This window comes from Rhodoferax sp. GW821-FHT10B06, assembly GCF_059415605.1.
Genome location: NZ_JBWKNO010000022.1, coordinates 1 through 12,186 on the forward strand (window position 1 = coordinate 1; position 12,186 = coordinate 12,186).

A 12,186-nucleotide genomic window follows, 5' to 3' on the forward strand; every position below is an offset into this window, starting at 1 on the left:
GGGCTACCTCGCTGGAAACGGGTGACCCTATTTTATTTTTGAAGCTGCCATGCGTGAAGCGTTTTCACACAGCCTCGGCCCGTTGCTGACTTTGCCAGCACCCCAAAGCAGTCGCTAACGAAACAGCAGCGAAGCAATCAAAAGCCCGAAAGCAATTGTTGAGAGCGTCGTCATGGCTATTACGCTTCTTACCGACCACCGGAAGGGAATCAAGGCAAGCGCGCCTGCTACCGCAACCGTAGCTGCGCCCTGGAGTTGGGCAGTAACGCCAGTTACGCAACTGGATGAACTACGCCCTCGATAACAGTATTCGGAACCAATCACCGCATGAATCCCTGCTGCAAATGCAACTATCGCAAGGGTGAATACCAGCCACGGTAGGGCACGGTCAACCCAATCTCGGCGAGGCGAAGATTCCAGCAGAGTAATTTCTGCCTCCAGCCGGTTAAAGAACCTATGCAACCGCGGTTTCGGGCTTCTCATTGCGTTTTGTGAATGTCCGTAAATGGCCGATAGTACCTGCTCACCAAACGCCTGCCAACGGCAGCAATCAGCCTGAAGTGGCTGTCGGCAGGGACGGCTTTGCAGATTGCCGCCATTTGTACGGGCAAACCCTAGCTGTGGAGGTTCACAGCTAGCACGTTCGTGCCGCGTCTTCCACAATCAGCGGATAAATGAGGAGACCGCGTATGACAACTGCCAAACCGCCGCGCGCGGCATCAGGCATCTCTGGCATCTTTGGGCCCGCCATTGCGCTGATGAAGCGCGGGCGCTATCCCTACAAATTTGCCATTCTGGGCTTTGGCGGCGCGGTGGCGATATTGTTTTTGCTGGTCAGTTTGCTGGTCAGTTTGTTGGCCTCGGTCAACGTGGCGCAACGGGAGCTCAGTGGCTTGGAACTGGTCAAGCCGAGTCTGCGCTTTATTCAACTGGTACAGCAGCACCGCGGGTTGACATCGGCGGTACTGGCCGGCAATGATGCGCTGAAAGAAAAAGCGGTGGCCAAAGAAGCGGAAATAGCCGAGGTCATCCAGCGCGTGGACACCACGCTGGCCGTGGTCGGCATGTCGCCCAAAATGGTGGACGATTGGGCCGCCATCAAGAAGAGTTGGAAGTCATTGGCCGAAGACTGGTCCGATCTGGCGCGCACGGCCAATTTGCAGGCCTATGACGAACTGGTCAAGCTGTCGCTGAAGTTTGTCTATGCCGCGGGTGATGCCAGCGGTTTGGCCACTGACCCATCGCTGGACTCCTTTTACCTGGTGGGCATATTGGTCTACAACATGCCCGACTTGATCGAATTGCTGGGTCAGGTGGGCGATGCTGGCGCAGATAGCTATGCCCGCAAATCAGTGTCGGAAGACCAACGCGCGGTATTTGCCGGTCAGAGTGGTGTAATCCGGCGCATCGCGTCCGAGCTCGGTGTCAGTCTGGAGCGCTCGGCCAGCTACAACGATGCCATCAAGGGCACGTTGTCGCAGTTTCAACCCAAGTTCCTGACGGGCGTCAACGAGGTGGTGGTCGCCATTGACGGCGAATTCGTCACGGGCCGACTGGCGCAACCGCCGCAGTTCATAGCCGGCAAGATTGTCAAGGTCATCGATTTGGGCTATGAGGAGTTGTTTGGCGAACTGCTGCCCACGACGCAGAAACTGATTGATGCACGGCGGGCCAAGCTGCAAAAGCAGGTGTACATCAGCCTGGGCACGGCCCTGGTGCTGTTGGCGATTTCCGTCTACCTGTTCATAGCGGCCTATCTGGCCATCATGGCCGACCTGGCGGGGCTGTCATCCACCGCCAAGCGCATTGCCGAAGGTGACCTGGCGGCGCGGGTGGACATCACGTCCGAGGATGAGTTGGCCGTGGTCGGCGAGGGCTTTAATGCAATGGCCGATTCGATTGATTCGCTGATAGGCAAACTGACCCTGGCACAGGAGAGTCTGATCCAAGCAGAAAAAATGGCCTCCATTGGTCAACTGGCCGCCGGTGTCGCCCATGAAATCAACAACCCGATTGGCTACATATTCTCCAATTTCGGAACATTGGAGAAATATCTGGCCGAGCTGTTCCTGATGCTTGAGGCCTATGAGACGGCGGAGACCAAATACTCAGACCCACATACGTTGTCGCAGATTGTGGCGCTCAAGAAGAAGATGGAGTTGGAGTTTCTCAAAGAGGACATTCCGACCCTGATGACCGAGTCGAAGGACGGCATCGTTCGGGTGCGCAAGATTGTGCAGGACCTAAAGGACTTCTCGCACGTGGACGCAACCTCCGACTGGCAGTTCAGCAACCTGAACCAGGGAATTGACTCCACGCTCAATGTGGTCAACAGCGAAATCAAATACAAGGCCGATGTCGTGAAGGACTACGCAGAGCTTCCACAGGTGCAGTGCATGTCCTCGCAGATCAACCAGGTGGTGATGAATCTGGTGGTCAATGCGGCGCATGCCATTGGGAGCGAGCGCGGAACAATTACGATTCGGACCGGTATTGAAGATGGCAATGCCTGGTTTTCGGTGACCGACACCGGTGCCGGCATTCCTAAGGATATATTGCCGCGTATCTTTGATCCGTTCTACACGACCAAGCCGATCGGCAAGGGCACCGGCCTGGGCCTGTCACTGTCCTACGGCATCATTCAAAAGCACCACGGCTCCATCGATGTACAAACCGAGCTTGGCAAAGGCACGACGTTTCGTGTCACCCTGCCGGTGAGCCAGGCAAATGCCGCGCAAACCGAGCCACTGTCATGATTCATTGCTTGAACCCTGGCGTAAGACCTAGAAGGAAATCGCTCTAATGGGGGCGGCGTAAAACTTGGACTGGTTTATGCCGTTATTCCGAGGCTCGCGCGGTATTCGATGGGACTGAGTGAGCCAAGGGAGATCTTGATGCGCTTTTCGTTATACCAGCGGATATAAGAGTCAACGATCTGGATGAATGGGGGTGCGGACGAAAACTTGGACTGGTTTTATGCCGCTAGCCCGAGGCTCACCCGGTATTCAATGGGGCTGAGAGAGCCAAGGGAGATCTTGATCCGCTTCTCGTTGTACCAGCGGATGTACGAGTCGACCGCTTCGATGAACTGCTCGATGGTGACGCTCTTCCAGTCCCGAGGATAGAACAACTCGTTTTTCAACCGCCCGAAGAACCCCTCGCAGGCTGCGTTGTCAGGTGAGCAGGCCTTGCGAGACATCGAGCGAGTAAGGTTTGCGTCGCTCATTCTTGGTAGCCAGCCTAGCCAGCGGTAGTGGCCACCACGATCGGAGTGAACAACTGGCCTGTCGGTGGTTTGCACAACCGTCTCGATGGCAGCATCCAGCATCGTGTTGACCAGTTCAGCGTCCGGGCTTGTGCCAATGGTCCAGCTCACCACCATTCCATCGAAACAATCGATGATGGGTGACAGGTACACCTTGCCCGCAGGGATCTGGAACTCCGTGATGTCCGTTAGCCACTTCTCATTGGGTGCCGCGCGGCCTGGAAGTCACGGTTGATGATGTTCGCAGGCGCTGGACTGATCTCACCGAGGTAGGACGCGTACCTGCGCCGCTTGGGCTTTGCTACAACCAGGCTTTCCTGCTTCATCAATCTCTGCACCACCTTCTCAGAGATAGGGCCTTGTTGCCTGGCTAGCGAGGCATGCATCCTGCGGTAGCCGTAGCAGCGGTGGTTCGACTCGAAGATCTCGGTGATGGACTGCCGCACCTGAAGGTACTTGTCGCCCACTGCGGCGCGCGCTCGATGGTAGAAGTAGGAGCTACGCGCAAGAGCCAACTGTGCAAGGAGCTCTGGCAGACCATAGTGCTCCTTAAGGGCGTCAATCAGCAGTGTTTTCTCCCGGTTGGACAGGAACTGCAGATCGACGCCCAGGCCTTTTTTTAGCAGTTCATTGGCCTTGTTCAAGAGGTCCTGCTCAAGCCGCAGTTGCCGGACTTCGCGGCGCAGAACCTCAACCTGGCGCTCAAGCTCTTCGCGCTCTCGCTCCTGCGGGGATTGATTGGTGTGTTTCATGGATGCGGGTGCCTCACGTCCCAGAAGCTGGTTCTTCCAGTTGTACAACGTTGGCCGGGACACACCGAGCTTGTCGGCCACCGCCTGCGCACTTTCTTGCCGAGTGCAAAGCTCCATTACTCCGGCATGTTTCAAGCTCTCGGAATATCTCCGTTGGCCCACACTACCAACGACAGCCGCCCAGGTCTCAGGAAGGGCCTCACGAACCCACTTGCTAAGCGTTCCACGCCCGGGGTAGCCCAAAGCCCTCATGGTGGCCGCGATGCATTGATCGTGGGTGAGGTAGTGCTCGATAGCAGCAGCTTTCTGCACCTGCGAGAACGTCGGTTCCCGACGTGCATAACCCACCGGCAGGTCGAGCCGCTGCTGGTACTCGCGGTACCACCCCTTCAGTGCATTCTTGGTTGGGTAACCCAATTGACGGATGGTCGGACTGGTGCGTTTACCGAGCTTGATGTAGAGCTCAACTGCTCGGATTCGCTCTTCGTAGGAGTACATGAACTACTTTCAGGTAGTCCAAGTTTTTATCCGCACCCCCAGCTGGTCAGTTTTGGATCGGCACTAACACTAAGCATGGCTAAAAATCCCCTAGCTCTCTCTGGGGCTAACTCATCTGCCGCACACCTATGTCAACGCTTAGCAACATAACTGGTTGGATTTTTGCAAGCGTGCGTGGCTACAAACGACATAAATCCCTATAAATATATCAACTAATGCGAATGCGCAATCAAAGACATGCCATAGCTATCGACGCTATGACCCCGAAAATAGCCAACCGATATGTGTCCTTGCCCAGGAGTGCTCACCACACTCTATTAATGCCGGCACAATCCTCTCAGAGATTTGAGCCTTATCAATACCCTGGGCGGTTCAGTACGGAAATTACCATGATTGCACCAACGCCCGCGTAGAGCATACGATAGCGTGCTTGCAGTCGGCGCACACTCTCGAAGGTGAGGCCTTCACGCATCGCTCGCAGCGACCAGTAGAAATGCAGCGGGTAGAGCGCAGCGACAATGGCGAGAGCGTGTGGTAGGGCCCCTTTGACGGATAACAGGATCAATAGCGCATCGGCTAACGTGAATAATGCGAATCCAGCGATGAAACTTCGTGCCTTGCCAAACTGAACCGCATTGGTTTTGATGTCATTGCGTAAATCCGCTTCGAAATCGCGAACCTCTTGGGTCAGATGCCCCGCACTGAATATGAGAGCGAAGAAGCAGCCAATTTCTAGGCTTCGTGCATCAAGGATCCCGAACGCAGAATAGCCTAGCAGAAAGTGCAGTAAGCCGCTGACCAGGTGAAGAAGTGAATTGAGGAGCGGCTTTCCTTTCAGATCAAAGGCGGGTGCCGAATAGAGCGCACTCGCGATCGCTATCATCAGTCCGAGAATCAGACTTACCGAGCCCAATTGCGCGAACAGTACCAGGCTGAGAAGCAGCAGGATCAATGCTAGCCAAGCTATCTCATTGCGGCGGATGCCACGATTCAGGAACACTCGCTCCACCCTGGAGGGATCCTTTAGATCACCGTTAACCCCAGACCAATCGTTGAGCAAAAAAACATGAGCGACCAGAAAACAATTTCCTGCAACCAGAAGCAAGAATGCCATCAGGCTTTGGCTGCTGAGGTGGGTGATCGAAAAGACGGCGCCAAGCAGGGGCGCCCCCTGAAGCACTAAGACCTCGTCGAATCGAATGCACGATAACAGACGCAGCAATCTGCGCGCACCTTGGGGGCGTTCCATCATGATCATTTCCGGGCAGCGGGGCTGCGCGCAATAGCTTCTTCACTCACACGACTTTCGCCTAGAAAGCCATGCCGCATGCTTTCACTGTACAAGCGCAACCAGATTGCATAGCCCAGGTCCTTTGACCAATAAAACCTGCGCACCGATGCGGTGAGATCGTTGTGATAGATCAAGGGCGGGTTCAGTCTCAAGCGGGAGAAGTCATTGTTGGACAGTTTTCGAAGCAGGTCCAGAACTTCGCCCGAGGATGGAAGCTGATCGTGGCTGCCCTCCAGGCGCTGCAACATCTGGGCGGCGTCCAGCCAGATGTCCTGCGCCGGGATGGCGGAATGGGAACGAGATGGCGGCACTTGCACGGCGCAGCCCGCAGCCTGCAGCTCGGCCTGACGCAGAACCGGGATCAGCGGTGACCTGCGGTAATAAACCCAGACGCGGTCCTGATCGATCGTCTGCCGGAGCGCAGCACACAGTGACCGGGCAGCGGGCGGGTCGGCTTGTGCCAGTAGCATGAGAACATGCATCTGGATCGCCACGTCGGCGGGATTCGGATCGGAACCAGGATCGATACATTGGTAATCGGTGCGTTGCCCGAGCCAGGTCTTGTACAGACCGTCGGCAGTACGATATTGCTTCAGTGTCGCGAGCGCAGTGGGTCGCAATGTTTGTGCGCCGGGAGCAATCCGCCAGACCAGGGCGGTGTCATCCGCATCCGGTGTGATGGCGCAACCGAGCGTGCCAATCGTCGGGGCGTCAGGCCGACCGTGATACCGGACCAGCCCATTGACCTCGATCTGGTTGCGCAGATGGGTACGTGCCCGCCCCAGGTTTCCTTCCAGTCCGGCCGGGATCGACTTTGCACTCAGGAGGTCGACCATCATCGCTGTGGCAAACGTGTTCATTTCCTGTTTTGGAGATTCAAAGCGCTCCAAACTGGTGTAGGAGGTGAGCCAGTACCCCTCGACTTGCTGTCGACTGCTGATAATCTCGGCCGCTATGCGGGCACTCTCGGTGAGGTCTGTGTTCCCAGCATCGTTGACGGGGAGGCTCGTCTTTTGTGGCAGCGTCGACGCTTCGCTTTCGATCGGAGTCTGTCCCGCCTCGACCCGAATCTCGTGAAGGCCGACCACTAGGTTTCTGGCATCGCCATTCGGCATGCGCTTCACCGTGGGGGCATCGAGGGCAAAGAAGCTGAACACATTTCGTCCGGCATGGAGACTGATGTGGAACACAATGGGCGTGTCGTTCTTGAAGCTACGTTCGTCACCAACAGGAACGCCGTTGTGCGCCAACATGACTCGCCTCTCTGAAGTCCAAAGGCTTGGACCTGGCAAAGCATCAAACTGCAGCTCCACGGCGCGTTCCTGCCGTGACCAAAGCCCGAACTCGATACCTTCCGCTTGTCCCTGCCCCACCCATAGGAAACTGCCTTCGGCCCCGCCAAAATTTTCAATCGGCCATGGTGTCTTGGGAGGCACGGGGTCGATTCCTACCTGGCCTTGCAGCGTTGTACCGACGGCAATCAAAGGCGCTGAAGGAGGCATTCCTGGGGTTTCAAATGCCCTCTCATCCGTCTGTGGCCTATCGGAGACGCTGAACAGACGCATGTGCTGCGTTATCAGGGGAATCGCCTTCAATCCAGGCTCTTGCGCCAGCCAACGCACTATCTTCCCGGTATAGAGAGTTGGAGCATCTAGGAATGACACGCCTTCATCGCGCTGAATCAACACATGGGTGACCTTCTCGGAATCGATCAAGTGACGCATCCTTACTGGATCGAAAGACGAGGTGCCCCAGGGAATCACTGCATTTGAATAGTGGGTTTCCGGTGAGAAGAGAGGATAGTCGGGCGCGGACTGGTCACCCACGAAAAGAACTCGCGACCCGGACGGCATCAAGGCTAGCACTTCCTCGAAGGGCTGATTGATCGCCGTCGCGGAAACTGGCGAGGCAATGGCTTCCACGGCATTGCGGACCTGGGCTCCAATCGGCTGGTACACAGAATATAAAATGACGATCGCAAATAGCGACTGCGCAAATTTTCGGACAGAGAAGTACGGAGCAAATATGGCTATGCCAATCGGCAACAGCAGTGAATAAGGACCAATGAGAAAGCGCGTTGGAACATCTGAATGAGACATCCATCTCGCGCCAAAGAGGATTGCGCCCAGCAAAGGAACCACCAGCAAGGTTTGTGCTGGAACAGCAGCCAGCCTCACGCGCGGCCATGTCGCTATGACGTTTCGAATCAGTAGCAGCAGCGCGATGCTCAGCGACGGAATCCACAAGAGGCCCCACAATGAGAACCTTGTTGAGCGTTCTGGCAAGGTGTACACGAATTTTCCGGGCCAGGGCCCGTCGTCTTCTCCTAATAAAGGGGCACCAGCCCCAATGGCCGAGATAAAGTTGTTTGCTGCCCCATTGAATGCACTCCGCGCCTCAGCAGAGGTTGGCACATCCGGCAACTCCAGCAACACGAATGCAAACCGGACGGCATGCGTGAAAATCACTTGAGGCGTGATGTCCGCCTTAACGTAGCGCTGGACCTCCGCTGGGCCAAGCGGGTGATGGTAAGTTGCGAAGTTGCTTGCCAATAACAGCAGCAACGAACTCATGACACCCGAGCACACCAGGCCGGCGGCGAGGAGCTTCAGTCGCGTGAGTGCCGGAAATCGACTTCGTGTACAGAAAACAAGGAGTATCAGGCTGGGAAGGATTGCCATGGGGAATGCTCGGATGTTTATGCTCAATACAACGAACACCCCCATGAAAAAATACTTTTTTGCCATCCCCCGCGGAGAGAGGCAGATTGAAACAAGCCAATAGGTAACCCCGAGCAGTGTGACGACAGACCAGAGTTCAGGTTTAAGCCCTATTGCGCTCGAAGCTACAAGAGGCGTTGAAATCAATATCAACGCGCCGACAAGGGCAACTGTGCGGCTCAAGTTCATGGAGCGCAGGAGAAAATACAGACCTGCTGCCGCCAGCGGATATGCCAGCCAAAAGACAAGACGGCCAATCGCCTCTGTCTTGGTGAAGAGTATGGGCCACAAGAAGAGCAATTCGCTGCCGAACGGCGTTAACGTTTGTCGGATATTGTGTGTGGCAAAGGGAAGTACCGTCTGGTTCTGAATCCAGTAGAGGACGCGCGAGGCGTGATACATCTTCTCGTCGCCAGCATGAATGGGTGTTGCCAGCTGTGTTATTGCTGACAGAGCGAGAATCCCGCCGATGGCAATCAGTATCATCAATGCCCAGGATGAAAGCCCCGTCACGAATCCTGACAGCCCTGAGCACAAGCCACGCCAGGTGATTACCGGGTGGCGAAGATCTGGCGGACGCAGGCCCCCGGTAAACTTCAGGGTGACGACACAAATGAGCACTTGAACGGCCAGCCAAGCGCCGGGATGCAGTTGGTGGAGCAGCGAAGTGAGGCTGGTGATCATGCCGATTTGAAGCATCACGCTGGCAATGAATATCCAAAAACCATCGGCTGGTGAGCTGGCGAGGCGAGAACTCAATCGCAGTGAAGACCAAGCAAGTAACAGTAGGGAAGCTGAGAAGATCATGTGCTTATCTGCCAATGGAAAAACATTACTATTGCGCCCGCCATTTTTCGGGACCGGACATGCGCCAAAAGGGTCTATTGATGTCCGGTAATATGGCTATCCAACTCGATGCGCTAAGCAAGTGCTACCGGATTTATGACAAGCCGCAGCATCGCTTGTTTCAGATGTTGGGGCGCAACAGGAAACAGTATCGCGAGTTCTGGGCGTTGCGCAATGTCTCGCTTGATATTCGTCGCGGCGAAACGGTGGGCATCATAGGGCAAAACGGCAGCGGCAAATCCACTCTGCTGCAGATGATCTGTGGCACCGTGACGCCGAGTGAGGGCACGGTACAAACTCACGGCCGGATTGCAGCCCTGCTCGAACTCGGCTCGGGATTCAATCCCGAATTCACCGGGCGCGAGAATGTCTATCTGAATGGCGCCCTGCTCGGTCTGAAGACGGAAGAAATCGACGTACGCTTTAATGAAATAGCCGACTTTGCCGGCATCGGCGACTTCATGGAGCAAGCCATGAAGACTTACTCCAGCGGAATGACAATGCGGCTTGCGTTCGCCGTGTCTGTCTGTGTCGAACCCGATATTCTAGTCGTGGACGAAGCGCTCGCCGTCGGCGACGCGTCGTTCCAGTTCAAATGCCTGAACCGGCTTGCGGCACTCACGGAACAAGGCACGACGCTGCTGTTCGTATCGCATGATTTGAATATGGTGCGGCGCTTCTGCAATCGCGTCGTGTATCTCCGCCTGGGTGAGATTCGCGCCAGCGGTGCACCCGACGAAATCGCCGAGCTCTACATGCTCGACTTGCGCGATGATCAGCAACGCTGGGCAACAGACACCGAAATGCCGGTTAAAAAGAAAGCCTTTATCGGCCAAGCAGAAGGATTCGCCTTCGGCACCGAAGAAGGGCGGGTATTGTCGGCCTGCTTTACCGATTCACAGGACCAGTATTCAAGCTTCGTCTATGGAGACATGATTGAGATTCGCGTCGAATGCCTTTTAAATAGCAATATCCAGAATCCCAGCATCAGTTTCACGATCCAGGAAATGCGCCTGCTGATAATAGGCGGTGGCAATTTCGTGTTGCGTCCTGAGTCAGCAGAAAATGGCTGGAAAAAAGCAGCTATCACCGTTCGCTTTCCTGCCCGCCTCGGTGCTGGTCGCTACCATGTGACGGTCAAACTGCTGAATGGCCACACGGAAGAAACATCGCACCTGATCGAGAAGCAGGTAGCCTTGCTGTCTTTCGATGCCTTGCCGGGCAACAAGGATTTTCTGGGGATATTCGATCTTGGTCTCGAACAGGTATAAAGAAAAAATGTCCAAGCTGTTCGATTTACTGATTGCCCGTAGGGGAGCACTACGGCCCATTAAAAAGATTCTGATGCTTGGTGATGTTGGTGGCAACAATGCTTTCCACGTTGGCGACGAGGCCATGCTTGAAGCCAATCTCGCATTGATACGCCGCCTGCTGCCCGGTACTGAAGTTATCGTCGCGTCCAAAACCCCCGCGTTGACCAGCCAACTCTATAACACGGATGCATCGGCAACACTTGGTTTTTCGAACGTTTCCGCTGATCGCCATGAAGAACTTCACTGCATTGATGCATGGGTGGAGTACGCCCTGGGCAACGGCAATGAAATTCCCGATGTTTTCCGAAGTCTGCTCACAGCAAATTTGCTGGTAATTTCCGGAGGCGGCAATCTTTCCAGTACTTGGCCAGAACATATTCTGGAACGCCTTGCGCTTGTGAGATTAGCGTGTCGATGTGGCATTCCCATCGTCATCGTCGGCCAGACTATCGGGCCGAATCTGGAGCCAGCCGACCGGCCCCTGGTCACGGAAATACTCAATGCTGCGAGATGGGTCGGACTGCGCGAAGCGCCATCCGTCGCTCTCGCCATCGAATTCGGCATTCCACTCGAAAAAATCGACTACCAGCTGGATGACGCCCTGCTTCTTACCGGACGCCCCTGTCCCCATCTGTGGCCACGGGGTCCGGACGGATTGGAGCATCTATTGGTAATCGCGATCACCCTGCATCAATTTGTGCCGGCAAGCTCGCATGCACGGGCGCTAGACCAACTTGCTGACGAACTCGATCGCCTCGTCGATCAAAGCGGCGCGCATCTATTATTTATACCCCACCTCAAGCTTGTCGGTGAAGATGGAGATCATGGCGACCGCGCCATGGGCGAAGCCCTGGCTACACGTATGCGTCATGCAGAATCCATAACAGTCCTCGATGTCCAGGGCACACGCGAAACAGTCTGGCTTACGCAGAAGGCAAGCATGATCCTCAGCTCGCGCTATCACCCGATAGTTTTTGGCCTTGCCGCGCAACGGCCTTGCCTGGCGCTGCATGTCGACGCATATACCCATGTCAAGCTACAAGGTGCGCTGATCCATGCGGGTATGGGCGAGGAGTATCTGCAGCCACTGGGCGAAACTTGTATAGCCGGTATTGCGGAACACGCAATGAGCATCTTCATTCGTCGACAAGAATACGGTGACCAGTCGAAACAAATTCTTGATACGTGGGAGCGTGCCGAGCATGATCGCGAAAAACGGCTTTCGCGCTCACTCAAGGGCCGGTTGCCCATGAGAGACCGTCTTACCGACGACCGCATGCTTGGATTGGCAAGAACGCTTGCCCAACGATCCACCGATGACCCTGGCGGCTGGAAAAAAAGGGAGCTGGCCCGCGAATTAACCCACTGGCGAGCAACGGCTCAAGCTGCAGTCGAATACGCGCGCAGCCTCGAAGCCGCGCGTTCCGCATCAGTAGAGCAAGCTGGCAATCAGGCTGAGCAGTAATAGTCAGCAGGCAAGGTATTGGCGAACTGGATTCCG

At 55.6% G+C, this 12,186-nt stretch carries 6 protein-coding genes and 1 pseudogene; 3 read left to right on the top strand and 4 right to left on the bottom strand.

Annotation, left to right across the window (positions count from 1 at the left end):
* Window positions 1-689: 689 nt before the first annotated feature.
* Window positions 690-2,756 (top strand): ATP-binding protein, encoded by a 2,067-nt coding sequence (locus tag AC07O2_RS23455; protein ID WP_495234611.1) that lies wholly within the window; start codon window positions 690-692, stop codon window positions 2,754-2,756.
* 74 nt (window positions 2,757-2,830) lie between these two features.
* Here AC07O2_RS23455 and AC07O2_RS23460 read toward each other — a convergent pair.
* From AC07O2_RS23460 to AC07O2_RS23475, 4 genes and pseudogenes are all read right to left on the bottom strand, one after another.
* Window positions 2,831-2,959, bottom strand: a pseudogene (locus AC07O2_RS23460) (IS3 family transposase); the annotation flags it as partial.
* Window positions 2,960-2,974: 15 nt separating this feature from the next.
* Window positions 2,975-4,515 (bottom strand): IS3 family transposase gene (locus AC07O2_RS23465; RefSeq protein ID WP_495234612.1). Its coding sequence is split into 2 segments (ribosomal slippage): window positions 2,975-3,478 and window positions 3,481-4,515, totalling 1,539 coding nucleotides; the frame shifts between segments, so codons are not numbered across the junction.
* Window positions 4,516-4,870: 355 nt separating this feature from the next.
* The gene (locus AC07O2_RS23470; RefSeq protein WP_495234613.1) at window positions 4,871-5,764 is read right to left on the bottom strand and encodes a UbiA family prenyltransferase; all 894 of its coding nucleotides are present in this window, start codon (window positions 5,762-5,764) and stop codon (window positions 4,871-4,873) included.
* A gap of 5 nt (window positions 5,765-5,769) precedes the next feature.
* On the bottom strand, window positions 5,770-9,333 hold the full coding sequence (locus AC07O2_RS23475; RefSeq protein WP_495234614.1) for an ArnT family glycosyltransferase: 3,564 nt from the start codon (window positions 9,331-9,333) through the stop codon (window positions 5,770-5,772).
* A 14-nt stretch (window positions 9,334-9,347) separates the two neighbouring features.
* Between AC07O2_RS23475 and AC07O2_RS23480 the strand changes: the two genes are divergently transcribed.
* Together AC07O2_RS23480 and AC07O2_RS23485 are read left to right on the top strand one after the other, a co-directional pair.
* Complete coding sequence (locus AC07O2_RS23480) at window positions 9,348-10,643, top strand: ABC transporter ATP-binding protein (protein WP_495234615.1); 1,296 nt, start codon at window positions 9,348-9,350, stop codon at window positions 10,641-10,643.
* A 7-nt stretch (window positions 10,644-10,650) separates the two neighbouring features.
* Window positions 10,651-12,150, top strand: a complete 1,500-nt coding sequence (locus AC07O2_RS23485; protein WP_495234616.1) for a polysaccharide pyruvyl transferase family protein — start codon at window positions 10,651-10,653, stop codon at window positions 12,148-12,150.
* The last annotated feature ends 36 nt before the right edge of the window (window positions 12,151-12,186 follow it).

Coding starts and splice junctions, on each gene's coding strand:
- AC07O2_RS23455 (WP_495234611.1), top strand. CDS start 690: ATGACAACTGCCAAACCGCCGCGCGCGGCATCAGGCATCTCTGGCATC.
- AC07O2_RS23470 (WP_495234613.1), bottom strand. CDS start 5,764: ATGGAACGCCCCCAAGGTGCGCGCAGATTGCTGCGTCTGTTATCGTGC.
- AC07O2_RS23475 (WP_495234614.1), bottom strand. CDS start 9,333: ATGATCTTCTCAGCTTCCCTACTGTTACTTGCTTGGTCTTCACTGCGA.
- AC07O2_RS23480 (WP_495234615.1), top strand. CDS start 9,348: ATGGAAAAACATTACTATTGCGCCCGCCATTTTTCGGGACCGGACATG.
- AC07O2_RS23485 (WP_495234616.1), top strand. CDS start 10,651: ATGTCCAAGCTGTTCGATTTACTGATTGCCCGTAGGGGAGCACTACGG.